The organism is Ottowia beijingensis (genome assembly GCF_042680925.1).
GTDB lineage: Bacteria > Pseudomonadota > Gammaproteobacteria > Burkholderiales > Burkholderiaceae_C > Ottowia > Ottowia beijingensis.
The window spans coordinates 28,232-54,315 of record NZ_JBHUEP010000018.1; the positions used below are offsets into that span (position 1 = coordinate 28,232).

Annotated in this window: 22 protein-coding genes; 13 read left to right on the forward strand and 9 right to left on the reverse strand. The window is 62.8% G+C overall.

Going from position 1 to position 26,084, the window contains the following annotated elements; translation table 11 throughout:
* Positions 1–102: 102 nt before the first annotated feature.
* From ACFSCU_RS18285 to ACFSCU_RS18310, 6 genes are all read right to left on the reverse strand, one after another.
* Positions 103–969: a MaoC/PaaZ C-terminal domain-containing protein gene (locus tag ACFSCU_RS18285; protein ID WP_311234596.1), complete on the reverse strand. Its 867-nt coding sequence runs from the start codon at positions 967–969 to the stop codon at positions 103–105.
* A 140-nt stretch (positions 970–1,109) separates the two neighbouring features.
* Entirely contained in the window at positions 1,110–2,066 is a 957-nt protein-coding gene (locus ACFSCU_RS18290; protein WP_180551548.1) for a branched-chain amino acid ABC transporter permease, read from the reverse strand.
* 35 nt (positions 2,067–2,101) lie between these two features.
* Positions 2,102–2,971 (reverse strand): branched-chain amino acid ABC transporter permease, encoded by an 870-nt coding sequence (locus tag ACFSCU_RS18295; RefSeq protein WP_311234597.1) that lies wholly within the window; start codon positions 2,969–2,971, stop codon positions 2,102–2,104.
* A 19-nt stretch (positions 2,972–2,990) separates the two neighbouring features.
* Positions 2,991–4,202 carry an ABC transporter substrate-binding protein gene (locus ACFSCU_RS18300; protein WP_311234598.1) on the reverse strand — a complete coding sequence of 404 codons (1,212 nt, stop codon included), beginning with the start codon at positions 4,200–4,202 and terminating at the stop codon, positions 2,991–2,993.
* Between the two features lie 27 nt (positions 4,203–4,229).
* The gene (locus tag ACFSCU_RS18305; RefSeq protein ID WP_180551547.1) at positions 4,230–4,934 is read right to left on the reverse strand and encodes an ABC transporter ATP-binding protein; all 705 of its coding nucleotides are present in this window, start codon (positions 4,932–4,934) and stop codon (positions 4,230–4,232) included.
* The gene (locus ACFSCU_RS18310) at positions 4,931–5,692 is read right to left on the reverse strand and encodes an ABC transporter ATP-binding protein (protein ID WP_311234599.1); all 762 of its coding nucleotides are present in this window, start codon (positions 5,690–5,692) and stop codon (positions 4,931–4,933) included. Before ACFSCU_RS18310 ends, ACFSCU_RS18305 begins: the two co-directional genes overlap by 4 nt.
* 831 nt (positions 5,693–6,523) lie before the next feature.
* On the opposite strand from ACFSCU_RS18310, the gene ACFSCU_RS18315 reads away from it, so the two are divergent.
* The gene (locus ACFSCU_RS18315; protein WP_311234600.1) at positions 6,524–7,021 is read left to right on the forward strand and encodes a MarR family winged helix-turn-helix transcriptional regulator; all 498 of its coding nucleotides are present in this window, start codon (positions 6,524–6,526) and stop codon (positions 7,019–7,021) included.
* A gap of 160 nt (positions 7,022–7,181) precedes the next feature.
* On the opposite strand, the gene ACFSCU_RS18320 is transcribed toward ACFSCU_RS18315, so the two are convergent.
* Both ACFSCU_RS18320 and ACFSCU_RS18325 read right to left on the reverse strand, forming a co-directional pair.
* Positions 7,182–7,481: a DUF1330 domain-containing protein gene (locus tag ACFSCU_RS18320; protein WP_180551546.1), complete on the reverse strand. Its 300-nt coding sequence runs from the start codon at positions 7,479–7,481 to the stop codon at positions 7,182–7,184.
* Positions 7,482–7,511: 30 nt separating this feature from the next.
* A complete protein-coding gene (locus ACFSCU_RS18325; RefSeq protein WP_180551545.1) occupies positions 7,512–8,504 on the reverse strand; it encodes an NADPH:quinone oxidoreductase family protein in 993 nt (330 codons plus the stop codon).
* Positions 8,505–8,849: 345 nt separating this feature from the next.
* Here ACFSCU_RS18325 and ACFSCU_RS18330 point away from each other — a divergent pair, with 345 nt between their 5' ends.
* The 12 genes from ACFSCU_RS18330 to ACFSCU_RS18385 all read left to right on the forward strand — a co-directional run bounded on the left by ACFSCU_RS18330 (position 8,850) and on the right by ACFSCU_RS18385 (position 25,008).
* On the forward strand, positions 8,850–10,199 hold the full coding sequence (locus tag ACFSCU_RS18330) for an MFS transporter (protein WP_180551544.1): 1,350 nt from the start codon (positions 8,850–8,852) through the stop codon (positions 10,197–10,199).
* Between the two features lie 317 nt (positions 10,200–10,516).
* A complete protein-coding gene (locus ACFSCU_RS18335; RefSeq protein WP_311234601.1) occupies positions 10,517–12,547 on the forward strand; it encodes an oxidoreductase in 2,031 nt (676 codons plus the stop codon).
* A gap of 28 nt (positions 12,548–12,575) precedes the next feature.
* Positions 12,576–14,225: an AMP-binding protein gene (locus ACFSCU_RS18340; protein ID WP_311234602.1), complete on the forward strand. Its 1,650-nt coding sequence runs from the start codon at positions 12,576–12,578 to the stop codon at positions 14,223–14,225.
* Between the two features lie 28 nt (positions 14,226–14,253).
* The gene (locus tag ACFSCU_RS18345) at positions 14,254–15,021 is read left to right on the forward strand and encodes a glucose 1-dehydrogenase (protein ID WP_180551543.1); all 768 of its coding nucleotides are present in this window, start codon (positions 14,254–14,256) and stop codon (positions 15,019–15,021) included.
* Between the two features lie 18 nt (positions 15,022–15,039).
* Entirely contained in the window at positions 15,040–15,840 is an 801-nt protein-coding gene (gene badI, locus ACFSCU_RS18350; protein ID WP_180551542.1) for a 2-ketocyclohexanecarboxyl-CoA hydrolase, read from the forward strand.
* Entirely contained in the window at positions 15,837–16,610 is a 774-nt protein-coding gene (locus ACFSCU_RS18355; protein WP_311234603.1) for an enoyl-CoA hydratase/isomerase family protein, read from the forward strand. The genes badI and ACFSCU_RS18355 overlap by 4 nt, the downstream gene beginning before the upstream one ends.
* 89 nt (positions 16,611–16,699) lie before the next feature.
* A complete protein-coding gene (locus tag ACFSCU_RS18360) occupies positions 16,700–17,575 on the forward strand; it encodes a DMT family transporter (protein ID WP_311234604.1) in 876 nt (291 codons plus the stop codon).
* Positions 17,576–17,604: 29 nt separating this feature from the next.
* Positions 17,605–18,399 (forward strand): enoyl-CoA hydratase-related protein, encoded by a 795-nt coding sequence (locus ACFSCU_RS18365; protein WP_180551541.1) that lies wholly within the window; start codon positions 17,605–17,607, stop codon positions 18,397–18,399.
* 146 nt (positions 18,400–18,545) lie between these two features.
* A complete protein-coding gene (locus ACFSCU_RS18370; protein ID WP_180551540.1) occupies positions 18,546–20,339 on the forward strand; it encodes an acyl-CoA dehydrogenase in 1,794 nt (597 codons plus the stop codon).
* A 336-nt stretch (positions 20,340–20,675) separates the two neighbouring features.
* Positions 20,676–22,274 carry a Re/Si-specific NAD(P)(+) transhydrogenase subunit alpha gene (locus ACFSCU_RS18375; RefSeq protein WP_377561324.1) on the forward strand — a complete coding sequence of 533 codons (1,599 nt, stop codon included), beginning with the start codon at positions 20,676–20,678 and terminating at the stop codon, positions 22,272–22,274.
* A 39-nt stretch (positions 22,275–22,313) separates the two neighbouring features.
* Complete coding sequence (gene pntB, locus ACFSCU_RS18380) at positions 22,314–23,729, forward strand: Re/Si-specific NAD(P)(+) transhydrogenase subunit beta (protein WP_180551539.1); 1,416 nt, start codon at positions 22,314–22,316, stop codon at positions 23,727–23,729.
* A 943-nt stretch (positions 23,730–24,672) separates the two neighbouring features.
* Complete coding sequence (locus ACFSCU_RS18385; RefSeq protein WP_311231534.1) at positions 24,673–25,008, forward strand: hypothetical protein; 336 nt, start codon at positions 24,673–24,675, stop codon at positions 25,006–25,008.
* Positions 25,009–25,013: 5 nt separating this feature from the next.
* On the opposite strand, the gene ACFSCU_RS18390 is transcribed toward ACFSCU_RS18385, so the two are convergent.
* A complete protein-coding gene (locus tag ACFSCU_RS18390; RefSeq protein WP_257645894.1) occupies positions 25,014–25,772 on the reverse strand; it encodes a hypothetical protein in 759 nt (252 codons plus the stop codon).
* Positions 25,773–26,084: the final 312 nt, after the last annotated feature.

The following is a 26,084-nucleotide window of genomic DNA, read 5'->3' on the forward strand; positions in this document are numbered from 1 at the left end:
TCCCGAGGCATCCGAGAAGAGCTTGCCGAAGCTGAAGGACGCGGCGCTCAGCGCAGGAGAATGGCCAACGGTCTGGGATGGCCAGTCCCAGCGGCTGACGCATCAGGCTTCTTCGTACTCGAGCAACCCGTTGTCGAGCACGACGATGCCGCGCTCGATCACCCGGCACCGGAAGCCCGCCAGCCCTTGTGCCTCCCTCCAAATGTCGGTGCAGAGTGTTTCGCCGGGATAAACCGGCTTGGAGAAGCGCGCGCGCAGGCTGCGAACACGCGCAGAGTCATAGTGGCACAGTGTCTTGAGGAGGGCATGGCCGGCAACGCTGACCGTGCATAGGCCATGCAGAATGGGCCGCTCGAATCCTGCGCCTTGTGCCACGACAGGATCAGCGTGCAGTGGGTTGGAGTCCCCATTCAGGCGGTAGAGCAGTGCAGCCTGCGGCAGAGTTGGGAGCTCGCAGCTGGCATCAGGGTGTCGCGCGGGGAGTGCGTGCAGAGGCCGAGCCGTGGCAGCGGGGCCGCCGAATCCTCCCTCGGACCTGCAGACGTAGGTAGAGCGCACTGTGCAAAGCCGTTGTCCACTCGATTGGTCGGTCACCGTGCGGGATGTATAGATCAAGGCGCCCTTGTTGATCCCTCTGTCGATCACGTCGTCGATCGTCGTTCGGCCGATCACCACCCCTTGACTGGGCAGCGCCGCATGGAGCTCGATGCTGACCTCACCGTACAGCACGCGGGACCAGTCGAGGCCGAACTCGGGGTCGTGGAACCACAGTGCGGAGTCGCCCAGCACCAGGGACATTGTCGGCAGCACCTGAAGTGCCTCTCCGTACACGTACCGGAGTTGATGGGGGTCCGTGGGGTCGGCGCCGAGGCCGACAGACAGCGCGTAAAGAATGGTGTCGCGCGCCGAGTAGGCATGCACGACCTCTTGGAAGGGCCAATTCTTCAGGCGGACGGGATCAATGGGCATATGCGGGCACTGGTTAGCTAGGGCCCGATGTCTCGGGTGGATCGCGGCGCCGGCATGCTCTGAATGAGTTCACTGAGCACGGTGCCGACGCGGAGTGCGGGGGGGGGGAATCTGGTCAGAGCGGGATGCTAGGCAGGCAATCAGGGCGCGTCGGTCGGGCCGGAGGATCCTCGCGCGGAGCGTCGGCGTCGGGTTTCGCGCCACGCATTGAATTCGCCCACTATCCCGCGGCGGAACAGCATGACGCACAGCACGAAGATTGCGCCCATGATCACGGTGACCCAGGAGCCGACGCGGTCGGCGAGTTGGTTCTCCAGCGAGACGATGGTCAGCGCGCCCACGGCAGGGCCCAAGATCGTTCCTAGGCCTCCGACGATCGTCATCAGGACCACTTGGCCCGACATGTGCCAGTGCACGTCCGTCAGTGTCGCGAGTTGGAAGACCAGCGACTTGAGCGCGCCGGCGACGCCGGCCATCGTCGCCGAGAGGATGAATGCCAGCAGCTTGTAGCGTGACACGTCGTAGCCGAGAGAGATCGCACGGGGCTCGTTTTCACGAATCGCGGTCAGCGCATGTCCGAAGGGCGAGTGGATGGTTCGATGGATGAGCCAGAAGCCTGCTGCGCAGACGGCGAGCACGAAAAAGTACATCGCAAGGTTGTCTGAGAGGTCGAGGACACCGAACAGGCGGCCGCGCGGCACACCCTGGATGCCTTCCTCGCCACCCGTGAAGGGCAGTTGCAGGGCCAGGAAGAAGATCAGCTGCGAGAGCGCCAGCGTGATCATGGCGAAGTAGATGCCGGCGCGGCGCACGGCGATCCAGCCGAATATCGCCCCCAGTACCAGCGCGTACAGCGCACCGGCCAGGATGCCCAGTTCCGGCGTCAGGCCCCATTGCTGGACCACCGTCGCGCAGATGTACGCGGCGCCGCCGAAGAAGGCCGCGTGACCGAAGGAAAGCAGGCCCCCGAAGCCGAGCAAAAGGTTGAAGGCCGTGGCGAACAGCGCGAAGCACAGGACCTTCATCAGGAAGGTTGGGTAGATGAAGAAGGGGGCCGCGATGGCCAGCAGGATTAGGAGGATGTAGCGCGCGCGCATGCTGAGATTCCTTGGATTCGAGTTGAACGCGCCGCTCAGGCCGTCTTGCCGAAGAGACCGGCGGGACGTACCAGCAGGACCATGACCATGACGACGAAGATGACGATGGCCGACGCCTCGGGATAGAAGACCTTGGTCAGGCCCTCGAGCAGACCAAGTCCCAGACCGGTGACGATGGAGCCCAGGATCGAGCCCATGCCTCCGATCACGACGACAGCGAACACCACGATGATCAGGTTCGATCCCATCACCGGGTTGACCTGCATGATGGGCGCCGCCAGCACCCCGGCATAAGCCGCCAGCGCTACGCCGACCGCATAGGTCGCGGTCACCATGACGGGCACGTTGATTCCCAGCGCTTGCGTCAGCCGAGGGCGTTCGGTGGCTGCGCGCAGCCGTGCTCCAATGGGCGTGCGCTCGATCACGTACCAGGTCGCGAAGCAGACGATCAGGGAGGCGACCACGACCCATGCACGATACAGGGGCAGGTACATGATGCCGATGTCCACGCCGCCTTGCAGCGCGGCAGGGATGGGATAGGGCGCCCCCGAGATGCCGAAGGCCCAGCGGAAGAAGCCCTCGGCCATCAAAGCGAGTCCGAAGGTCACCAGCAGGCCGTAGAGGTGGTCAAGCTGGTGGAGATGCCGCAGCAGCAGGCGTTCGATAAGAACCCCCAGCGCGCCCACGACGACGGGGGCGATGATCAGCGCCCCCCAGTAGCCGATGCCAAACCATTGCATGGCCAGCAAAGCGCAGAACGCGCCGATCATGTAGAGCGCGCCATGGGCGAAGTTGATGATGTTGAGCAGGCCGAAGATCACCGCAAGGCCCAGACTCAGGATGGCATAGAACGAGCCATTGATCAGGCCCAGCAGCAGCTGGCTCAGGAGGGCTTGGGTGCTCATCGGGATCTCCGGCCGGACTTCAGGACTTCTTGATCAGTGGGCAGCGCGACGCGGACAGCGGCTGGAAGGCCTCGGCACCGGGAATCGTCGCGCGGACGTGGTAGTAGTCCCAGGGGGCCTTGGACTCGGACGGCTTCTTGACTTGGAACAGGTACATGTCGTGCACCATGCGGCCGTCCTCGCGGATCTGCCCGTTCTTGGCGAAGAAGTCGTTGACCGGCGTCTTGCGCATCTGCGCCAACACCTTCTGGGTGTCGTCGCTGTTGACGGCCTTGACGGCCTTCAGGTAATGCGTGATCGCGGAATACTGGCCCGCATGGATCATCGTGGGCATGCTCTTGCGTTTCTCGAAGAAGCGCTTGGACCAGGCGCGGGTCTCATCGTTGAGATCCCAGTAGAACCCCTCGGTCAGGTACATGTTCTGGGTGTAGTTCAGGCCAAGCGAATGGACGTCGGACAGGAACACCAGCAGGCCCGCCAGGGATTGCTTCTGCGAGATGCCGAACTCGGCCGCCTGCTTGATGGTGTTGATCATGTCGTTGCCGGCGTTCGCCAGGCCGATCACCTGCGCGCCAGAGCTCTGCGCGCGGAGCAAGTAGGACGAGAAGTCATTGCCGGGGAATGGGTGGCGCACCGCCCCGACGACCGTGCCGCCGTTGGCTTTGATGACGTCGGAGGCGTCTTTCTCGAGCGAATGCCCGAACGCGTAGTCGGCAGTGATGAAGTACCAGCTCTTCCCGCCCTTCTGCACCATTGCACGCGCCGTGCCGTTGGCCAGCGCGTAGGTGTCGTAGGTCCAATGGATCGTGACGTCGTTGCAGTCCTCGTTGGTGACCCGGGTCGACGCAGTCGCAGTGTTCAGCGCGATCTTGTTCTTTTCCTTCGCGATCTTCTGCACCGCCAGGCCGACGGAGGTGGTCACCAGCTCGGAGGCGATGTCCACCTTGTCGCGCTCGAACCACTCGCGCGCCTTGTTGGAAGCGATATCGGGCTTGTTCTGGTGGTCCGCCGTGACCATCTCGATCTTGAAATTCGGCTTCTCCTTCGCGATGAAGTCGTCGATGGCCATCTGCGTGGCGACCACCGAGCCAGGACCTGCAAGGTCGGAATAGGTGCCGGAGAGGTCGGTCAGCACGCCGATGCGCACGACGTTGTCGGAGATCTGCGCGTGCGCCGATGCTCCGAACAAGGTGGAAATGGCGGCGCAAAGCGCCAGCGCCTTGAATTTCATGGCTGTCTCCTGGGTGGGGTGGGGGTGTTAGACACCGAGCAGTTCGTGCAAGGTATCGGTGCGGTCCGCAAGCTCGGTCCGGTCGATGGTGAGAACGACCTGGCCGTGCTCGAGGACGTAGTGGCGATCGGCTAGCGGTGCGGCGAACCGGAAGTTCTGCTCCACGAGGACGATCGTGTAGCCGCGCTCCTTGAGCTGGCGGATGGCTTTGCCCAGCGCGGTCACGATGACCGGCGCGAGGCCTTCGGTGATTTCGTCGAGCAGCAGCAGTCGGGCGCCGGTGCGAAGGATGCGGGCCATGGCCAGCATTTGCTGCTCTCCGCCGGAAAGGCGCGTGCCGGGACTGCGACGGCGCTCGTGGAGATTGGGGAACATGGCGTAGATTTCGTCCACGCTCATGCCGCCCGGCTGCACCACGGGTGGCAGCAGCAGGTTTTCCTCCGTCGACAGGCCGGCGTAGATGCCTCGCTCTTCCGGGCAGTAACCGATGCCGCGCCGGGCGATCTCATGGGGCTCGAGCTTGCCGATGTCCTGGCCCTTGAATCGCACCGCGCCGGTCTTGCGGTCGGTGAGGTTCATGATCGCCTTCAGGGTGCTTGTCCGGCCTGCACCATTGCGGCCCAGCAGGGTGACGAGTTCACCCGTGCGGACTTCGAGGTCAACGCCATGCAACACGTGGGACTCGCCGTAGTAGGCGTTCAGATCGCGTACTTCAAGGAGGATGTCGCTCATGCTGCCTCCGCTTCGGCGCCCATATAGGCCTCTCGCACACGCGCGTCGTTCGAAACAGTCTGGTAATCGCCTTCGGCGAGGATGGCGCCGCGCTGCAGCACGGTGATCGTGTCGCACAACTGGGAGACCACGGACAGGTTGTGTTCCACCATCAGGATCGTCCGGTGGGCGGCGACCTTTTGGATGAGGCCCACCACCTGTCCCACGTCCTCGTGGCCCATGCCCTGGGTCGGTTCATCCAGGAGCATCAGCTCTGGCTCGAGGGCCAGGGTGGTGGCTAGTTCGAGCGCGCGCTTGCGGCCGTAGGGCAGTTCCACGGCCTTCACGCCGGCCAGGCCACCGAGGCCGACCGACTCGAGCAGTTCCATGGCTCTGGCGTCATGCACGCTCAACGCTTTCTCATGGCGCCAGAACTCGAAGGACGCGCTTTGCCTGCGCTGAAGCGCAACCCGCACGTTTTGCAACACGGTGAGATGCGGGAACGTGGCCGAGATCTGGAAGGACCGGACGATGCCCCTGCGAGCAGTTTTCGCGGGGGTCTCGTGGGTGATGTCGTCGCCGCGGTAGCGGATGGTGCCGCTGGACACCGGCAGAAACTTCGTCAGCAAGTTGAACACCGTCGTCTTGCCAGCGCCGTTAGGGCCGATCAGGGCGTGGATCGAACCCCGGCGCACGCGCAGGTTGACCTTGTTCACGGCAGTGAAGCCACTGAACGTCTTGGTGAGATCGGTGGTCTCGAGGATGGTGTCGGATCCCATGGGCGTCCTTCTCGGGCTGATGGTGGGCAGAGCGGCGCGTCAGGCGTTGCGGGAGGCGAGGGCCTCGGTCGCATTCGGTCGTCGCCGGGTGGCTAAATCGGTCGTGCGAAGCTGTCGGGAAGAAGTGGGCCGGCCCGGGTGGACGGCCCTTGGAAAGCAGATACCGGATCCCATACGTTGTCTCGTGAAACTTCTTGAAGTCTTTTGGATGCCGAGAATATACGTCAATAACTTGATATAAAAACTAGGGAAAACCTGGGGCTTTTACTGTGGTGTGAGAGATGTGGGTGGTTAAGGTATATAAGGATGTAGATGTGAATCCGGGGTGTCCTTGGCTCTGGCTCCTGTTTGGGGTGCCATGTTTCCCCCTGATGAACTGCTGGGCGCCAAGGCCGCGAGACACTGCGCGAGCGGCCGCGAAGTCCGTCGCCGTGATGGGCTTTGTGTGACTAGGCCGCTTTTCCTTTCGGGCCGCGGGCGTCAGCTTGTCGGACAGCGGGGTGATGACTTCCTTGAACGACTCTTGGCGACGCCGATGATCCGGGCGACCGCGGCAACTGCGGTAAAGCGCCGACATGAGGAGTGCCCCATCTCTTGGCGAGTACCTGACGGGCAATTTGGGCCCGGCCTTCAATCCAAAGGGGGTTTATGTCAACATCCTTGCGCAAAGCCGCTAAGATGGACAAATGGCTGTCGATGCTCGCGGCGCTTAGGGGAAGACGCGTTTTCGCGGATCGCGGTACGGCGCCTGTCCGTCGTTCCCGTGAGGTGTTCAGCTACCTGATGGCTCGGTTCTGAACTCTTTGAAGCTCCCTGACTACTAACCTGCGCATGTCTGATAACGAAAACTACGATCAATCGGTTTCCGCCGTTCACAACCGATTGTTTTTTCGCCTGTTCCAAGCTGGCAACACCTTGGATCGCCAGTCCGTCAAGGAGCTTGGCATCACCACAGTCCAGTGGGCGACGCTGGGAGCCTTGTCGCGTAAGCAGGTGAAGGATGGAATGTCGTTTTCCGACCTGGCGGACTATCTGGTCGTGAGCCGCCAGAGTCTCGATGGGGTTCTCAAGCGCCTGGAGCGCGAAGGGCACGTGGCTCGCGTCGTGGATCCAGCTGATAGGCGCGCCAAGAAAGTTGTGATGCTGCCACCGGGTCGGGCGTTCTGGGACGGAATCCAGCCAAGAATCTACGAGTTCTATCGTCAAGCGGTGGCAAGCTTTCGCTTCGACGACAAGATCTCTCTGCTGCACCACATTAACCAGCTCAATGACGGGATGTCGAAGGTCGCCTTGGAAATGGATGCTATCCCTGAGGAAGATGAGGGCTAGAACCGAGATTCCGAGGTGAGTTATCGTCCGCTGTAGGGCGTTCTGGTTGAGCGTCATGGCTAGGGCGCCACGTCGCCGGAGGTGGATCCGAGGCAATGCAACGGCAACGGTGGTTCAAGCGTTTGCTTGATCGGGGAGCAAGGGTGTCCGTCTGCACGCCTCACGAAACTTCGCCAAATCCTTCCACGATCATGAGAGATCCTTTCGAGGCTCCTTGGCGAATTGGTACCAGCGCCTGGTACTCGGGTGATTCGTACCAGGCGCGGGCTTGGGCCACGGACGGGAACTCCAGGACGACGAGGCGGTCTGCTGGAAGCGCTCCTTCGCGCAGTTCCTTGGCTCCGTTGCGGATGAGGTACTTGCCGCCATGGGCTGCGATCGTTGCAGGTGCGCCTGCTGCATAGGGGGCATAGCTTGACGGATCTTCCACGTCAATGAATGCCAGCACGTAGCCTTTCATCCAAGTCTCCGAAGTGAGTAGTGAACAGTGCTAGTGGATGGTTAGGACAAGCTTCCCGATCACCCCTCTTGATGTCAGCCGGGCGGCTGCGTCAGCGAAAGATTCAAGAGCGAACACTTGCGTGATGTGTGGGCGCAAGAGTCCCTGCAGGTAGAGTTCGTTCAGTTTTGCTTGAGCCTCTGCGACGAGCTCGGGCGAGTAGGTCGGGTAGTCCGTCCACTGCATACCGGAGACAGAGATGTTCTTGAGCAGCAGGTAGGAGCCTTTGATCACCGGAATCTTGCCAGCGGCGAACCCGATGATCACCGCCCGGCCGCGCCGCGCGAGCGAGCGAATGCACGCATCGAACACATCGCCGCCCACGGGATCGAGGAAGACGTCGGCTCCTTTTCCATTCGTAGCGCGATGCACTTGCTCGCGAGTGGACTCGGGAAGGTTGGCGGCCGAGAGGTCAATCACCTCATCGGCTCCGGATTGATGCACTGCTTTCGCCTGGGCTTCCGAGGTCACGCCCGCGAGGACTTTCGCGCCTAGGGCCTTGGCGATCTGAACGGCGGCAAGCCCTACACCCCCGGCAGCTCCACTGATCAGCACGGTCTCTCCGTTGCGGAAATTGCCGCGGTCCGTGAGCGCAAAGTACGCCGTCTGGTACACGAGGCCCATCGCGGCCGCATCAGCGAAGGGCATTTCTGTTGGTATCTTTTGTGCGCTCGACTGAGGAACGGACAGGCGACTTGCGAAGCAGCCGTTCTCCACTTGGGCCACAACGTGGTCCCCTTGCTTGAAGGTGCGGACGTTCGGGCCGACGGCCTCCACGATGCCAGCTGCGTCCTTTCCAGGAGTGAACGGGCGCTCGGGAAGGATTTGGTACTTCCCGCTCATGACCAGGAGATCGGGAAAGTTGAGAGACGCTGCTTTGACAGCGATCAGGATGTCATCGGAGCCGACAACCGGTTCGGCCACTTCTTCGACGTGATGTGTGCGAGGGTCCTCGCTGAACTGACGAATGAGTACGGCTTTCATGCTGCTCGGAGGGGGAGGGGTGATGGGGACGTGTCAAAACTACGGACTCAAGTTGCCCAATTCTGCTGATGATTCTGATGCGTCGATTCTTGGAATTATGTAATCATATTTGCATAGATCGGTTTGATTTTCCGTATAAATATAGGTGTAAACCCTAGTCTTTAGAGAAATTATGTATCAATAACTTGATATAAATTGCTGGCTCTGCAAAGATCGCGCCGTCGCTAGAGCGATGGGCTGCGCGCAGGTCTGTTCTGGTCGCTTGTGCTTCGCATGAGCGCGCCGATGTAGCACGTCTTGGTCGTGGTTCCGATGTATCCCTACCGAAACAAGGAGACAAGACCCATGCGAGAGATCAACGTGCACGAACTTGCCGATGAGGCCAAGTTCAATCGTTTCCATGCCAAGGTGCTGGCCTGGTGCTTCGTGGTCATCATCATTGATGGCTATGATTTGGCGGTCGCTGGAGCGGCGCTTCCGGCCATCATGAAGGAGATGGGCGTGGAAGCCGCGACCGCTGGCTTCATGGCCAGCTCGGCTCTGTTCGGGATGATGTTCGGCGCTATCTTTCTGGGCGCGCTGTCGGACAAGATCGGCCGCCGTTGGACGATCTCTCTTTGTGTGTTTCTCTTCAGCGTATTCACCGCGGCAGCGGGGCTGACCAAAGATCCTGTCACCTTCAGCATCGCGCGCTTCATCGCGGGGCTGGGCATTGGCGGCGTGATGCCGAACATCACAGCTCAGATGACCGAGTACGCGCCCAAGCGGATCCGGAGTTTCCTGACGACCGTGATGTTTTCCGGCTACGCCATCGGCGGCATTCTGGCTGCCGTGCTGGGAAAGCAGTTCATTGCGCAGTTTGGCTGGCAGATCGTGTTCTTTGCCGCCGGTGTCCCGGTGCTGCTGATCCCCTTCATCCTGAAGTCGATGCCTGAATCGCTGTCGTTCCTGGTATCCCGGCGAGACAGTGCGCAACTGCGTCAGATCGCCCAATCCATCGATCCGGGGTTGAAGATCGGCGCCAACGACACCTTCCATCCGCCTCGGGCCACCAATGCTGGGGCCGGTGCCACCGTAGCGCAACTGTTCCAAGATGGGCGCGGACTGAGCACGGTGATGTTCTGGGTGGCTTTCTTCACTGGCTTGTTCATGATCTACGCGCTCAGCACCTGGCTGACGAAGCTGATGGCCATGTCGGGCTACAGCCTTGGCTCCGCATTGAGTTTTGTCATCGCACTCAATGTGGGTGCGGTGATCGGATCGATCGGCGGCGGGTGGCTTGCGGACCGGTTCCACATCAAATGGGTCGTGGTCTGCATGTACGCGTTGGGCGGCGTCTTCCTGTACATGATGACGCTGAAAACCTCGACGGAGGTGCTCTATTTCATCATCGCAGCGGTTGGGGCTTGCTCGACGGGGGCGCAAATTGTGGTCTACGCCTACAGCGGCCAGTACTACCCGTCAGACATTCGGTCCACCGGCATCGGCATGGCGTCGGGCATCGGGCGCATGGGGGCGATCGCTGCGCCTTTGCTGATCGGGTTGATCGTGTCCCTGCAACTTCCTCTTGAGCAGAACTTCCTGGTCATCGGTGCCGCAGGCGTTGTGGGAGCGATTGCGCTTGCGTGCATCAACCATGGCCGATCGGCTTCGGAACTGACCCTCAAGACCCTCAAGACGAGTACTGCCACGTGAGTGGCATGGATGTGGGGGCCTCGCGGCCTGGCCAGGTGCTGCTAGCCCAACCTCGCCTTGCCGGGGGGAGGGGGCGCCGCGCGTCGAATGCGAGTTCCACACCTGGTTCGGCATCCCCGCACGCCTGTAGGAGCTGTCATCGTCGTAGCGCCGATCGCTTTCATTTGTGTAGTGATGTTGATGGTTATTTGGATTGAGATGTTATATGAAGTAGGTGTTAACCCTGTATTTCTCAAATAAAATACGTCATGATCTTGACGTAAATTGATGGGGCGAGGATCATTGCACTCACCCCAAACCCAGCACGAGAGACAAACATGTCAACCTATCCACACCTCCTGAGCCCCCTGCGCGTCGCTGGGGTAGATCTGCCGAACCGCATGGTGATGGGCGCAATGCATACGCGCCTGGAAACAATGGATCGTCCCCATGAAAGACTGGCGGCCTTCTACGCGGCCCGTGCCGCAGGTGAGATCGGCCTCATCCTTACCGGCGGCTACTCCCCCGTGCCCGAAGGGGTGATGGATGAAGGTGGTCTGGTGCTGCAAAAGCCCGGGGATTTGGGCGAGCATCGCGCGATCACCTCGGCGGTGAATGAGGCCGGTGGACGCATCGTCCTGCAGATTCTTCACGCAGGCCGTTATGCCAAGGTGTCCACCTGTGTGGCGCCGTCGGCCGGCAAGGCGCGGATCAACGTCTTTCCTCCACGTGCGCTGACGACCGAAGAGGTCTGGGCAACGGTCGAGAGCTTTGCGAACACATCGGCACTGGCAGAGCAGGCTGGCTACGTGGGTGTCGAAATCATGGGCTCCGAGGGCTACCTGATCAACGAGTTCACCGCAGCATTGACCAATCAGCGCGACGACGAGTTCGGCGGCGACTTTGATCGCCGGATCCGCTTCCCCCTTGAAATCGTGAAGGCCGTGCGGGCGCGGGTCTCGCCCGAATTCATGGTCATCTACCGCATCTCGTCCATCGACCTGATGGACGGGGGTATGACCGGCGAAGAAGTGGCCGAACTCGCCCGCCGGGTCGAAGCGGCGGGTGCCGACATGATCAACACCGGCATCGGCTGGCACGAATCGTCCGTGCCGACCATGGCAGCGCCGGTCCCGCGTGCGGCATGGATCGACGCGATCCGCAACGTGAAGCGTGCGGTCGGCATTCCGGTGATGGCGTCCAACCGCATCAATGCTCCTGATGTGGCTGAAGAGATCATCGCTTCCGGCGCTGCCGATCTGGTTTCGATGGCCCGTCCGCTGCTCGCCGATCCCGAGTTCGCCCGCAAGACGCGCGAGAACCGCGCCGACGAGATCAATACCTGCATCGCCTGCAACCAAGCCTGCCTTGACCGCATTTTTACCGACCGCGTGGCGACTTGCCTGGTGAACCCGAGGGCAGGGCGCGAGATCGAGTTCGACGATAGCAAGACCACCGCGCCCAAGCATTTCGCCGTTGTCGGTGGCGGGCCTGCCGGCATGGCCTTTGCGATCAATGCCGCGCAGCGTGGTCATCGGGTCACCTTGTTCGAGGCAGGCGATCAGCTCGGTGGCCAACTGAATATGGCTCGCAAAGTGCCGGGCAAGAACGAGTTCAACGAAATGCTGCGCTACTTCCGGGTCTCGCTGGAGCGCCTGAAGGTCGCGGTGCATCTGAAAACCCGAGCCGATGCGGAGGATCTCGCCGCGCGTGTGCGTTCGGGTGAGTTCGACGAGGTGGTGATTGCGACGGGCGTGATCCCGCGCGAGCCCGAGATCAAAGGCCTTGATCACCCGAAGGTGGTCAGCTACCTGGATGTGCTGGCCAACGGCGTGCCGGTGGGCAACAAGGTCGCTATCATCGGCGCGGGCGGAATCGGCTTCGACGTGGCCGAGTACCTGGTCGGCAGTGCCGAGGAGTCGCTCAAGCCAAAGGTATTCATGGATGCCTGGGGTGTGGATACGGCCATTCGCAGCGCGGGCGGGCTCAAGGCGCCTGCGCAGCACGGCACCGAGCGCGTCATCCACATGTTCCAACGCAAGCCCGAGTCACTGGGCAAGAACTTGGGCAAGTCCACCGGGTGGATTCTCAAGGCCAAGCTGCGCAAGGCAGGCGTGGCGATGACGGCCGGAGCAAGTTACCAGGCCGTTGACGACCAGGGCCTGCACTACAGCGTGAATGGCGAGGCTCGCGTATTGGACGCGGACACTGTCATCCTCTGCGCGGGACAGCTCTCGAACCGGACGCTGTTTGATGGTTTGGCCGAGCGAGGCGTCAAGCCCTACGTGATCGGCGGAGCCGATGTTGCTGCCGAATTGGACGCATTGCGCGCCATCGACCAGGCAACGCGTCTGGCCGTTTCGTTCTGACTTTGACAGCCCTAACTCAGAGACAAGCATGACGAACAAATTCAAACAAGGTCTTGACAAGAACCCGGCCAACTACCAGCCACTGACCCCGCTGGCGTTGCTCGACCGAGCGGCGGACATCCATCCAGACCGCATCGCTGTCATTCATGGCGAGCGGCGCTATACATGGGCCGCCTACGCCCAGCGTTGCCGCAGCCTGGCACGCGCGTTGATCGGCGCGGGCATCCAGCGTGGAGATACGGTCGCCATCCTCGCGGCCAATATCCCCGAGATGCTGGAGGCGCAGTTTGGGGTGCCCATGGCGGGCGCTGTCGTCAACTCCATCAACATCCGCCTGGACGCGGCGGCGATCGCCTTCATCCTGCAGCATTCCGAGACCCGGTTGCTGATGGTGGACCAGCAATTTGCCGAGGTGGCGCGTGCGGCGGTGAAGCTCTCCGGCTTGCAAATGGATGTGGTGGACATCCGTGCAAGCGACGTCCCAGACGCCGACCCGGTGGGTGTGATCGACTACGAGCGTTTCCTGGCCGATGCGCCTGCTGATGCGCAGCTGCGCTACCCCGAGGACGAGTGGGACGCCATCGCGTTGAACTACACCTCGGGAACCACGGGCAACCCCAAGGGCGTGGTCTACCACCACCGTGCGGCCTATCTCAATGCGCTCGGCACCTCCCTCTATGCGCGGTTGAACGTAGGAGTCCCGGTCTACCTGTGGACCTTGCCGCTGTTCCATTGCAACGGCTGGTGCTATGCGTGGGCCCTGGCCGCCGTGGCCGGGACGAGTGTGTGCCTGCGCAAGGTGGTCGCGGAGGACATCTACGACGCCATCGGCCAGCATAGCGTGACGCATTTCTGCGGCGCCCCGGCGGTGCTCAGTTCGCTGATCGCAGGCAAGCCGCAGAACTGGAGCAAGCCAAGCTCCCCCATCTGGGTCGCCTGCGCCGGAGCCTCGCCGCCAGTGTCGGTGATCGCTCAAACCGAGGCCCTGGGCTTCGAGGTGCTGCACGTGTATGGCATGACTGAGCAGCACGGTGTCAACACCACCTGCGTGCCTCAGGATTCGTGGGCCGCCATGCCGGCTGAAGAGCGTCTGCGCCACATGGGCCGTCAGGGCGTTCGCACGGCGGTCGCGGGAGACATGATGGTGGCCAATCCCCATACCCTGCAGCCCGTGTCCCGCGACGGCAAGACGATCGGCGAGGTGCTTTTCCGAGGGAATCTGGGCATGAAGGGCTACCTCAAGAACCCCGAGGCTACGCGAGAGGCCTTCGAGGGTGGCTGGATGCACAGTGGCGATCTGGCCGTGGTGTATGAGGACGGCTACATCGAGATCAAGGACCGCTCCAAGGACATCATCATTTCCGGCGGCGAGAACGTCTCTTCCATCGAGGTCGAGGAGGTCCTGTTCACGCACCCGGCGGTGTTCCAGGCCGCGGTGGTCGCCGTGCCGGACGAGAAATGGGGTGAGGTCCCCTGTGCAGTGCTGGAGCTGCATCCGCAGCACGTCGGCACCTTGACGCAGGAAGAGGTCATCCAGTTCTGCCGCGCCAGGCTACCGGGTTTCAAGACGCCGAAGCACGTGCTCTTCGAGCCCATCGTGCGCACTGCCACCGGCAAGCTGCAGAAATTCAAGCTGCGCGACCACGTCGCTCAGGTCATCGCCAACCGCAATCACTGACTCAATTTATTTACAGGAGAGCATTCCCATGCGTGGACTCAAAGACAAAGTGGCCATCATCACTGGCGCAGCCGGCGGCATCGGGCGCAGCCTGGTGCAGCGTTTCCTGGAGGAGGGTGCGCGCGTCGCCGCACTGGATCTGAACCAGGCTGGCCTCGATGAAATCAAGGGCCAGTTCCAACAGTACGCGGGTCAGCTGACCACGGCTCAGCTGGATATCACGGATCACGACGCGGTTGCCAAGGCTGTGCAGAAGATCCACGCCGATCTCAAGCAGATCGACATCCTCGTCAACAACGCCGGCTGGGACGTGGCCAAGCAGTTTGTCGAGACCACGCCCGATCTGTGGGACAAACTGATCGCGATCAACCTCAAGGGCCCCCTGAGCCTGCAGCATGCCGTGGTGCCTTTCATGGTGGCGGCCGGCGGCGGCAAGATCGTCAACATCGCCTCCGATGCGGGGCGCGTCGGTTCGTCCGGCGAATCCGTCTACTCCGCATGCAAGGGCGGCATCATCGCCTTCAGCAAGACGCTGGCCCGTGAGACGGCACGCAGCAATGTGCGCGTCAACGTGGTGTGCCCGGGGCCCACCGATACCGCGCTGCTGCAGTCCTTCACGGGCGGCGGCGAGTTCGGCCAGAAGATCTACGACGGTCTCAAGCGGGCCATTCCCCTGAAGCGCCTTGGCCAGCCCGAGGACATTCCCGGCGCCGTGGCGTTCCTCTCCAGCGACGACGCCAACTTCATCACCGGCCAGGTCATCTCGGTGTCCGGCGGCCTGACCATGCACGGCTAACCCCACCAGGAGACGACCATGAGCAACTACACGGACATCCTCTACGAAGTGAAGGGCGGCGTTGCCCGCATCTCCATCAACCGTCCCGAAAAGTACAACGCATTTCGCGGCAAGACCTGCGACGAACTGATCGACGCGCTGCACCGTGCCGGCTGGGACAAGAGCATTGGCGTCATCGTGCTCACCGGCGTGGGCGAGAAGGCGTTCTGCACAGGGGGCGACCAGTCGGCCCATGATGGTGGCTACGACGGCCGGGGCCTGATCGGTCTGCCGGTCGAGGAACTGCAAGGAATGATCCGCGAGGTGCCGAAGCCCGTGATTGCCCGCGTCAATGGCTTTGCCATCGGTGGCGGCAACGTGCTGGTGACCTGCTGCGATCTCGCGATTGCTGCGGACACGGCTCAGTTCGGCCAGGTCGGCCCGAAGGTCGGCTCGGTGGATCCCGGCTTTGGCACGGCCTATCTCGCCCGCGTGGTTGGCGAGAAGAAAGCCCGTGAGATCTGGTATCTGTGCCGCCGCTACAAGGCGCAGGAAGCGCTCGCCATGGGGCTAGTCAACGCTGTCGTTCCCATGGCGGAACTGGATGCCGAAGTCGATCGCTGGTGCCAGGAAATCATGGAAAAGAGCCCGACAGCGATTGCCATCGCCAAGCGCTCCTTCAACGCCGATTCGGATTCGATCCGTGGTATTGGCGGCCTGGGCATGCAGGCGCTGGCGCTGTACTACGGTACCGAAGAGTCTCACGAGGGTGTCAAGGCGTTCCTGGAGAAGCGCAAGCCGCGTTTCCGTCCCCAATCCGACGAAGGCAGCCAGGCATGAGCGCGGAGCTGACCTACCGTGATGGTGTCGCGATCCTGACGCTGAACCGCCCGAAGGCCTTGAATGCGCTGAACGCCGAGATGGTCGGAGAGATCTCCAACCGTCTTGACGAGGTCGCGGTATCGGACGCCCGGGCACTGCTCATCGTTGGTGCAGGCGGCGGCAAGTCCTTCTGCGCGGGCGCCGATGTGAGCGAACTGCAGGGCAAGAATGCCGGCGAGCAGCGCGAAACCGCACGGCGTGGTCAGTTGGCGTTCGCCAAGCTGGACAGCCTGCGCATTCCTTCCGTCGCAGTCATCACTGGCGTGGCGTTCGGGGGCGGGCTCGAGCTGGCGATGGCGTGCACCTTTCGGATCGCGACGCCCACGTCGCGGCTCGGCCTCCCCGAGATCAAGCTGGGCCTGATTCCCGGCTACGGGGGAACGCAGCGGCTGCCGCGCCTGGTGGGCGTTGGGCGAGCTGTGGAGTTGATTGCCAGCGGCCGTGCGATCGATGCCCAGGAAGCAGAGCGCATCGGCCTGATCCATCGCATCGTCGAGGTCGAGGATCCGATCGATGCGGGAGTCGCCTATCTGAAGAGCCTCGGCGAGCCGTTTCCGGCGTCCCTGGGCCATGCGCTCGAGGCGATCCGGCATTCGCAGTCCATGCGCATGGAGGACGGGCTGCAGCAGGAGGCGGAGTGTTTCTCGGCGGCGACCCAGACCGGTGATGCCGTCGAAGGAGTCACTGCCTTCCTGGGCAAGCGCAAGCCTCTGTTCACCGGACACTGAGTGGTTTCCCCACGCAGTCTTTGATTCAGGGAGTCCCTATTTCCAGCGCATCTGATCTCCGGGAGCCAGCGCATTCGGCGGCAAGTCCGATGCTGGTGCGCTCGATGCCCCTTGTGTTCGTGGTCATCTGGGCCACGGGCTTTGTCGTGGCCAGGTACGGCATGCCGCATTCGCCGCCCATGAAGTTCCTGGCGGTTCGCTATGCCTTGTCCGTCGGCTGCTTTGGCATTTGGGCCGTTGCCGCCCGGGCGACGTGGCCGCGGGACGCCCGGAGCTGGCTGCACCTGAGCGTCACCGGGATGCTGATGCACGCCATCTACTTGGGCGGCGTGTGGGCCGCAGTGAAGATGGGGATGGGCGCGGGCCTGACTGCATTGCTCGTCGGGTTGCAGCCCGTTCTGACGGCGATCTGGCTTTCCCGCCGAGGCGGCAGCGTGACAAGAGCCCAATGGGTGGGGCTTGTTCTCGGACTGCTGGGATTGCTGCTGGTGGTTTGGGCAAAGCTGGGGTTCGGGGAGGTCGGCCCTGCCAGTTTGGGTTGCGCGTTGACGGCTCTGCTGGCCATCACCATGGGAACCCTGTACCAGAAGCGCTTCGTGGCTCCCTGCGATGTTCGGACCGCCAGCTTCATCCAATTGCTGGCGGCGTTTGTGGTGACCACACCTCTGGCGTTGCTGGAAACGGAGCCGATGCGGTGGGTCGGCGCCGCTGGGGGCCTGAATTCGGAGCTGGCGGGGGCCATGGCCTGGTCCGTGCTGGGGCTGACGTTGGGAGGCAGCTCTTTGCTGTATCTGTTGATCCAGCGAGGCGCCGCAACCTCCGTCACCAGTCTTTTCTACCTAGTACCTCCCACGACAGCGGTGATGGCGTGGGTGCTTTTTGGCGAGCCGGTCACGGGGCTGACGGTCGCCGGGATGGTCGTCACCGCAATCGGCGTCGGGATCGTCGTGCGCAAGCCGAACTGATTCCGATCACGTCCTGAAGGAGTTGAAGCATGACATTCAAGAACATTCTTTTCACGGTGGACAGCGGCGTGGCGCGCATCGTGCTGAACCGGCCGGAGAAGCTCAACAGCCTGGACGCCGAGACCATGGTGGAGCTCCATGAGGCCATGTCCCGAATTGAAGCCGACCGCCAGTTGCGGGTGCTGGTGCTTGGCGGGGCGGGACGTGCCTTCTGCGCGGGGCAGGATCTTGCCGATCCCGCCATGCAGGAGGTCGATGGCAAGTTGCCGGACATCGGCAATCTGGTGGAGCGGTACTTCAAGCCGCTGGTGATGCGCTTGCAGAGCCTGCAGGTTCCTACTGTCGCGGCGGTGCAAGGGTTGGCTGCGGGAGGCGGCGCATCCATCGCGCTGGCTTGCGATCTGGTGGTGGCCGCCCAATCCGCTTACTTTCTGCAAGCCTTCTCCAGGATCGGGCTGACGCCGGATACCGGCAGTACCTGGTTTCTCACGCGATCCGTTGGCACCGTGCGTGCTCTGGGTCTGGCAATGCTCGCCGAGAAGCTCCCAGCCGCGACGGCGGCTGAGTGGGGGCTCATCTGGCAGGTGGTCGAGGACTCGAAGTTCGCCGGCACCATCGATGCCTTGGCAGCACAAATCGCCCAGATGCCGACCAAGGCGTTGGTACGCACCCGGCAGTTGATGCATGCGGCCACCAGCCATTCGCTGGAGCAGCAACTGTCCATGGAGGCCAGCTTCATTCGCGAAATGGGCTGGAGTGCCGACTACCGGGAAGGTCTGCAGGCGTTCTCCCAAAAGCGGCCCCCGAACTTCACCGGCGAGTGAGCGGCATGCTCTTGCAGCAAGCCCTTGCGATGTCTCAGGCAGCGGTACTTCACGACCGAGGCATCGCACACGGTTGGAGATCCGAATAAGAAATTTATCCATCTGTTTGCGTTGTTGAACGCAAGCGCTTCGCCACAGGAGGCACTATGAGTCAGTACACCCCACCTTTGCAGGACATGCAGTTCGTTCTGAATGAGCTCGCGGACCTGCATGAAATCGCAGCGCTGCCCGGCTATGGCGAGGCCACTCCCGACCTTGCTCGCGCAGTGCTGGAAGAGGCTGGAGTCTTTGCCTCGGAGGTCATCGCTCCTCTGAACCACTCGGGAGACATTGAGGGCGTTCGCCTTGAAGGTGGCGCGCCCCGTATGCCAGCGGGCTGGGCGCAGGCGTATGCGCGTTTCGTCGAGGCCGGTTGGCCTGCACTGTCCGCGCCTGAAGAGCAGGGCGGACAGAATCTTCCCGGCGTGCTGGCCGCTGCAGTCGAAGAAATGTGGAACAGCGGCAGCGTCGCGTTTGGCCTGCTGAGCCTGCTGTCGCGAGGCGCGGTGAACGTGCTGCGTCACGCTGGTTCGCCTGAACTGCAGCAGCGGTACCTGCCGCGCATGGTCAGCGGTGAATGGACCGGCACGATGGTGCTGACCGAGCCGCAGGCAGGCTCTGACCTTTCCGCCGTGCGCACCCGCGCCACCCGCGCGGCCGATGGCTCGTACCGATTGCATGGCACCAAGATCTTCATCACCTACGGGGACCACGATCTGGTTCCGAACGTGGTGCATCTGGTGCTTGCGAGGGTCGAAGGCGCCCCGGCCGGAACCAAGGGGATCTCGCTGTTCGCGGTGCCGAAGGTGCTGGTCAATGAAGATGGTTCGCTGGGCGAGCACAACGACGTGCGAGCAGTGTCGATCGAGCGCAAGCTCGGCCTGCATGCCACGCCCACGTGCGTCATGGCTTTCGGCGACGGTGCGGGAGCGGTCGGCTATCTGGTCGGTGAGGAGAACCGCGGGCTGGAGTACATGTTCATCATGATGAACTCGGCGCGCTTCGCCGTGGGCCTGGAGGGCATTGGGCTGGCCGAACGCGCTTACCAGAAGGCCAGGGCATATGCGCGGGAGCGGGTTCAAGGCGTGGAGCAAGGCGGTGAGACCAGCGCCAAAGTTGCGATCATCCGGCACCCCGATGTGCGCCGAATGCTGTTGAGCATGAAATCCCGGATTGAGGCCATGCGCGCGCTGGCGGCGGTGATGGCGGCAAGCATGGACCAGGCTGCGCTGAATCAGGATCCGGAAGTCCGGGATGCCCACCAGGCCTTCGTCGAACTGATGATGCCGGTCGCCAAGGGGTGGTTCACGGAAACCGGTCTGGATATCGCCTCCATGGGGATCCAGGTTCACGGCGGCGTGGGCTTCATCGAAGAAACCGGAGCCGCGCAGTATCTCCGCGACGCCCGCATCACGACGATCTATGAGGGCACGACCGGCATCCAGGCGATGGATCTGGTGGGACGCAAGATCGGCCGCGATGGCGGACGCGCGATTGGTGCGGTGATCGTGCGTATGCGGCAGGTCCAGGCTGACCTGGAATCCCATGCGCATGCCGAACTCCGCGCCATTGGTGCTCAGTTGAACAAGGGTATCGGCGACCTCGAGGCAGCAGTGGAGTCGCTTGTGAAGTCTTGGGAGGGCGGTCCCAAGCCTGCCCTGGCGGGTTCTGGTCCGTTCCTGGAACTCCTGGGCATCGTCGCGGCTGGATGGCAAATGGGACGGGCCGCATTGGCTGCCGACCGCCTCCTCGCATCGGATCCTGGCTCGGACTTCTTGACCTACAAGATTTTGACCTGCCGCTTCTACGGTGACCACGTTCTTTCCAAATCGGCGGGGCTGCGGCATGCAATCGTCTCTGGCTCGGGCGCCACGCTGGAGTTCTCTGACGCAGCGTTCTGAAGAGGCAATTGCTTGTATTGCAGACGCGGTCACTCTCTGTGCCGTGAACCTGCGAATGCTGCAATCGGCCAGTCAAGCGGCCTGAATCTGCGGGAAGCCCCGGTGGGGATTCTCGTTGGGAATGCCGCCTGCGAAACCGTCGCTCTATCTCATGCCGCTGCAGGTGTTCATTCCGGGATACCCGCCAGTGAGGGATGGTTGCTAGAGGCGGTGAAGAGAAGAGGTTTGACGAAGTAGTTTCTTCAACGCTCCTTCGAGGGCAGGTGCACCGCTATGCACCAGAAGGAATGCCACATATCGAGAGGAGTATTCATGCAGTCAGCCCCCAGCGCAGCAATGCATCGCCGTGACGCCCAGTGCATTGGCATTCCCCGCGAAACCTTCCCGCTCGAAAAACGCGTCGCCACCGTGCCCGACGTGGTCGAAAAGCTCATTAAGCTGGGCTTCAAGGTCTCCATCGAATCCGGCGCGGGTGAAGCCGCCAACTTCAGCGACGATGCCTACCGCGCCGCCGGGGCCGAGGTGCTGCCGGACGCGGCCGCGCTGTGGGCCGCGTCGGACATCGTGTTCAAGGTGCGCCCGCCGAGCGAGGCCGAAGTCGGCCTGATGCGCGAAGGCGGCACGCTGATCGACTTCATCTGGCCCGCGCAGAACCCCGAGCTGATGCAGCAGCTGGCCGCCAAGAAGACCACGGTGCTGGCCATCGACTGCCTGCCGCGCACGCTCTCGCGCGCGCAGAAGATGGATGCGCTGACCTCCACCGCCGGCGTCTCCGGCTACCGCGCCGTCATCGAGGCGGCCAATGCCTTCGGCCGCTACTTCAACGGCCAGATCACGGCCGCGGGCAAGGTGCCTCCGGCCAAGGTCTTCATCGCCGGCGCGGGCGTGGCCGGCCTGGCTGCCATCGGCACGGCGGCCAACCTGGGTGCCATCGTTCGCGCCAACGACACGCGCGCCGAGGTGGCCGACCAGGTCAAGTCGCTGGGCGGCGAGTTCGTCAAGGTGGACTACGAGGAAGACGGCTCGGGCGGCGGCGGCTACGCCAAGGTCATGAGCGAGGGCTTCCAGGCTGCGCAGCGCAAGATGTACGCGGAGCAGGCAAAGGACGCCGACATCATCATCACCACCGCGCTGATCCCCGGCAAGCCTGCGCCCAAGCTCATCACCGCCGAGATGGTGCAGAGCATGAAGCCCGGCAGCGTGATCGTGGACATGGCCGCCGAGCAGGGCGGCAACTGCGAGCTCACCGTGCCCGGCGAGGCCGTGGTGCGCCATGGCGTGACCCTCATCGGCTACACCGACCTGGCCTCGCGCCTGGCCAAGCAGTCGTCCACGCTGTACGCCACCAACCTGCTGCGCCTGACCGAAGAGCTGTGCAAGGCCAAGGACGGCGTGGCCGTGGTCAACATGGAAGACGAGGCGATCCGCGGCCTCACCGTGGTCAAGGACGGCGCCATCACCTGGCCCGCACCGCCCCTCAAGCAGGCGCCCGCACCGGCGCCCAAGGCCGCGGCCGCGGCGGTGGCCGAGAAGAAGAACGGCCACGGCCATGGCGCGGGCGCGCCCATGTCCGCCAAGGCGCTGACCATTATCTTCGCCGTGGCGGCCGTGCTGTTCTGGCTCATTGGCGCCTATGCGCCCGCGGCCTTCCTGGGCCACTTCACGGTCTTCGTGCTGGCGTGCTTCATCGGCTACATGGTGGTGTGGAACGTGACGCCCGCGCTGCACACGCCGCTGATGAGCGTGACCAACGCCATCTCCAGCATCATCGCCATCGGCGCGCTGGTGCAGATCGCACCCCCCGAGGCGGGGACCAACGGACGGCCCGATGGGCTCATCATGTGGCTGGCGTTCGCCGCCCTGGTGCTCACGGCCGTCAACATGTTCGGCGGCTTTGCCGTCACGCGCCGCATGCTGGCCATGTTCCGCAAGTAGGCATCGCCACAACAAGAAGAACGAGGAGAGCACAACACCATGTCCCCAAGTCTCGCCACGGTCGCCTACCTGGGCGCCGCCATCCTGTTCATCCTCAGCCTGGGTGGCCTGTCCAACCCGGAGACCTCGCGCCGCGGCAACCTGTTCGGCATGATCGGCATGGCGCTGGCCGTGCTGGCCACGGTGTTCGGCCCGCGCGTCAGCCCCTCGGGCATCACCTGGATCGTCATCGCGCTGGTCATCGGCGGCGCCATCGGCCTGTACGCGGCCAAGGTCGTCAAGATGACCCAGATGCCGGAGCTGGTCGCGCTCATGCACAGCCTGGTGGGCCTGGCGGCCTGCCTGGTGGGTTTTGCCAGCTACATCGACACCTCGGTGCAGTTCCAGGGCGCGGAAAAGATCATCCACGAGGTGGAGATCTACATCGGCATCCTGATCGGCGCCGTCACCTTCTCCGGTTCGCTGATCGCCTTCGGCAAGCTCAACGGCAAGATCGGCGGCAAGCCGCTGCTGCTGCCGGCGCGCCACTGGCTCAACCTGGTCGCGCTCCTGGTCGTGATCTGGTTCGGCCGCGTGTTCCTGAACGCGCACGGCCCCGGCGCGGGCATGACGGCGCTGGTCGTGATGACCGTGATCGCGCTGCTCTTCGGCGTGCACATGGTGATGGCGATTGGCGGCGCCGACATGCCGGTGGTGGTGTCCATGCTCAACAGCTACTCGGGCTGGGCGGCCGCGGCCACCGGCTTCATGCTGAACAACGACCTGCTGATCGTCACCGGCGCGCTGGTGGGCTCGTCGGGCGCGATCCTGAGCTACATCATGTGCACCGCGATGAACCGCAACTTCATCAGCGTGATCGCCGGCGGCTTCGGCTCGGGCGCGCCCAAGAAGGCCGATGGTGGCGCCGCTGCCGCCGAGCCGCAGGGCGAGGCGGTGCCCATCAGCGCCGTCGAAACGGCCGAGCTGCTGCGCGAGGCCAAGAGCGTCATCATCGTACCCGGCTACGGCATGGCCGTGGCCCAGGCCCAGCACACGGTGAACGAAATCACCCAGACCCTGCGCGCCAAGGGCGTGGAAGTGCGCTTCGCCATCCACCCGGTGGCGGGCCGCATGCCCGGCCACATGAACGTGCTGCTGGCCGAGGCCAAGGTGCCCTACGACATCGTGATGGAGATGGACGAGATCAACGAGGACTTCCCCGACACCGACGTGGCCATGGTCATCGGCGCGAACGACATCGTGAACCCCAGCGCCCTGGAAGACCCGGACAGCCCTATCGCCGGCATGCCGGTGCTGGAAGTGTGGAAGGCCAAGACCAGCATCGTGATGAAGCGTTCCATGGCCTCGGGCTACGCCGGCGTGGACAACCCGCTGTTCTACAAAGAGAACAACCGCATGCTGTTCGGGGATGCGAAGAAGATGTTGGACGAAGGGCTGGCCGCGCTCAAAGGCTGAGGGCGAGTGTGCGAGTCGAGTCCGAGAACTGATACGACGACTGAATGGGCACGTATCTGCTCGGAGGATGTAAGGGTGGTGGGGGGCGTTCAGGAGTCCAGAACGAGAGGTTTGTGCAGCAAGTTCGCTTGCATCGGATGGCGATTCAATTCTCGAAGTGGGCGGACAGAGGGGGAAGCCTATGCCAAGTCATAACACTCACGTCCTCAGTGAAGAGGAGATCGCTGAAGGTGCTCAACGCATCCGCGGCCGTAGTCATCAGCCTCATGAAGATCTGGGGCTGTACTTTCTCCTCTTGGCCACTGGGGCTCGACCGTTGGAGATCGCGCGTCTGGAGATCCGAGACTACCTTGACCCCACTGGGGGCGTGCGCCACTCGTCCGAGTTTCGACCAGAGGTCGCGATCAATGGCCGGTCGCGGCCATTGTTCTTTCGCAGCTCTAGGCTAGATGAGGTTCTGAGCAGCTATCTCGCCGAGCGCGTTCTCCGAAAACTCGGACTTGGTGACGATAGGGCATATAGAGGGCTCGATCCAACCACTCGACTGTTCTTGTCTTCCAGTGGACGGGGTTTTGAAATCACGCCGTACGAAGCGAACGGTCAGAGGCAGTTTCAATGCCGCAGCATCCTGGAAGCCTATCGCAAGATCTTCTGCTATGCCGAGCTCAAGAATATGACGGCGCTTCGAGCGCGCCATACTGTTGCGGCAAAGCTGTATGCGAGAGGGGCGGACGAAGTGCAAGTTGGACTGCTACTGGGTATCGCCGAGCCTAGCGCGGTGCGAGCGCAATTTCCGCGAGAACGCCTCACACTGGAACAGCTCGTAGCCAATCTGATATAGCTTCAGCGCGTTACAGGAGCTTGAAGCTCGGTGGCGGATGCGCCGATCGCCTTGATTTCTGGCTGTCGATCAGTAAGGTGTCTCGTATCGCAAGGAGGTTCTATGCGAAAAGCCATCTTCCTCTTCATCCTAGTGCTGGGCGCAGGTCTCGGCTACCTGCCTGCGCGCCACGAAGACTGGGGGGTACGCGTTGTCATGATGGTCTTGGGGATGCTGTTCGGGGGGGCAATCGGAGGAGCGCTATCGCAAGTTGGGAAGCGGCAGCGTTTGCTTCGCCGAGCTCCGACGGAGGAGGAACTCAATCCGATCCCCGGAATGGGTACCTCCGGTCGAGACCTGGCGGCGAACTACTGGCGGGACGAAGGACATCCGCCGTTCATGAAGCCGCCGCACTCTGAGTACGGCAATCGCATGCACGACGCAGACAAGAGCCTCTAACGGGTCTATTTCTTCAGCGCATCTTTGACAGCTTGCTTGGCGTCCTCAACGATGGGGGCGGCATCCTCCTTCACCTGCTTGCCAGTTTGCAGCATCAGGGACCGCTCCGAAGCCAGGGTCCCATCCGGCGTTTTGGTGATCTGCGCTTTGCGCTCGAAGGTGGCCTGATCCGCGGAGGAGCTTGCACGGATACGCTGGCCTTCTGCCTGGACCTCGCTGCGCATGGCCGACGGGGACTCGCCCGGCGACGCAGCCCTGGGCCCACCGCCAGAGCTGCGCACGCTGCCTTGGTTGGCGCGGTGCTGGCCTCCAAGATCCGGCGCAAGGGCAGGGCTGCTGGAATTCTGCAGGTGCTGGACGGACAGGTCCCCAAAGGCGGACGGCACTGCAGTGCCGTCCGAGAACACCCGGTTGGGCTGCAGCGACTGCCTGGCCAGCTCCGCTTCCATCAGCACGCGCGCCGACGCGCTGTTGCCACCATACTGCTCGGCGTAGCGGGTGAACATCGCGAGGTTGTGGGGATCCTGGGCGATATCGATCGAGATAGTCTCTCCTCGCTCATAGGCCGTCGAGACCCGCTCTGCGAAGGCGCTACGCTCGTTCAGGCTGGCGTCAGCCCGCTCGGTCCGCGCGGTGGTCGATGCCAGCCGGGCGGACAGGTCCTGGGCTTCACGGCTATCGCTGGCGACCATGCTGATGAAGCTTCTGTCCCGAGACACCCGGTCGCCAAACTGCTTGAACTCGGCCAGTTGCTCGCTGTTCATGGAGGTCAGCACCTTTTGTTCAGCGGCAGATAGCCCCGATAAATAGCTCTTGTCGCCAGACGCGTTTGCGCCTAGTCCCGCAAGGGGGGTATTGATTCCCACGTGACCGGATGCACCCATGGCAATGCGTGCCACCTGAGATTGCGTGAGCCCCGTCGTGTCCGCCACACTTTTGCTGATCTGGTCCAGCCGGTTGACCGTCTCGCCGAACTGCTCGAAGCCGCTCGATGTGGTGCCGGTGCTGTTGGGGTCTCCTCGTTTTCAGTGCAATAAGTGACGGTACGAAAAGCTAGCACTGGCGCGGAGGTGGTG

Coding starts and splice junctions, on each gene's coding strand:
- ACFSCU_RS18285 (WP_311234596.1), bottom strand. CDS start 969: ATGCCCATTGATCCCGTCCGCCTGAAGAATTGGCCCTTCCAAGAGGTC.
- ACFSCU_RS18290 (WP_180551548.1), bottom strand. CDS start 2,066: ATGCGCGCGCGCTACATCCTCCTAATCCTGCTGGCCATCGCGGCCCCC.
- ACFSCU_RS18295 (WP_311234597.1), bottom strand. CDS start 2,971: ATGAGCACCCAAGCCCTCCTGAGCCAGCTGCTGCTGGGCCTGATCAAT.
- ACFSCU_RS18300 (WP_311234598.1), bottom strand. CDS start 4,202: ATGAAATTCAAGGCGCTGGCGCTTTGCGCCGCCATTTCCACCTTGTTC.
- ACFSCU_RS18305 (WP_180551547.1), bottom strand. CDS start 4,934: ATGAGCGACATCCTCCTTGAAGTACGCGATCTGAACGCCTACTACGGC.
- ACFSCU_RS18310 (WP_311234599.1), bottom strand. CDS start 5,692: ATGGGATCCGACACCATCCTCGAGACCACCGATCTCACCAAGACGTTC.
- ACFSCU_RS18315 (WP_311234600.1), top strand. CDS start 6,524: ATGTCTGATAACGAAAACTACGATCAATCGGTTTCCGCCGTTCACAAC.
- ACFSCU_RS18320 (WP_180551546.1), bottom strand. CDS start 7,481: ATGAAAGGCTACGTGCTGGCATTCATTGACGTGGAAGATCCGTCAAGC.
- ACFSCU_RS18325 (WP_180551545.1), bottom strand. CDS start 8,504: ATGAAAGCCGTACTCATTCGTCAGTTCAGCGAGGACCCTCGCACACAT.
- ACFSCU_RS18330 (WP_180551544.1), top strand. CDS start 8,850: ATGCGAGAGATCAACGTGCACGAACTTGCCGATGAGGCCAAGTTCAAT.
- ACFSCU_RS18335 (WP_311234601.1), top strand. CDS start 10,517: ATGTCAACCTATCCACACCTCCTGAGCCCCCTGCGCGTCGCTGGGGTA.
- ACFSCU_RS18340 (WP_311234602.1), top strand. CDS start 12,576: ATGACGAACAAATTCAAACAAGGTCTTGACAAGAACCCGGCCAACTAC.
- ACFSCU_RS18345 (WP_180551543.1), top strand. CDS start 14,254: ATGCGTGGACTCAAAGACAAAGTGGCCATCATCACTGGCGCAGCCGGC.
- badI (WP_180551542.1), top strand. CDS start 15,040: ATGAGCAACTACACGGACATCCTCTACGAAGTGAAGGGCGGCGTTGCC.
- ACFSCU_RS18355 (WP_311234603.1), top strand. CDS start 15,837: ATGAGCGCGGAGCTGACCTACCGTGATGGTGTCGCGATCCTGACGCTG.
- ACFSCU_RS18360 (WP_311234604.1), top strand. CDS start 16,700: ATGCTGGTGCGCTCGATGCCCCTTGTGTTCGTGGTCATCTGGGCCACG.
- ACFSCU_RS18365 (WP_180551541.1), top strand. CDS start 17,605: ATGACATTCAAGAACATTCTTTTCACGGTGGACAGCGGCGTGGCGCGC.
- ACFSCU_RS18370 (WP_180551540.1), top strand. CDS start 18,546: ATGAGTCAGTACACCCCACCTTTGCAGGACATGCAGTTCGTTCTGAAT.
- ACFSCU_RS18375 (WP_377561324.1), top strand. CDS start 20,676: ATGCATCGCCGTGACGCCCAGTGCATTGGCATTCCCCGCGAAACCTTC.
- pntB (WP_180551539.1), top strand. CDS start 22,314: ATGTCCCCAAGTCTCGCCACGGTCGCCTACCTGGGCGCCGCCATCCTG.
- ACFSCU_RS18385 (WP_311231534.1), top strand. CDS start 24,673: ATGCGAAAAGCCATCTTCCTCTTCATCCTAGTGCTGGGCGCAGGTCTC.
- ACFSCU_RS18390 (WP_257645894.1), bottom strand. CDS start 25,772: ATGAACAGCGAGCAACTGGCCGAGTTCAAGCAGTTTGGCGACCGGGTG.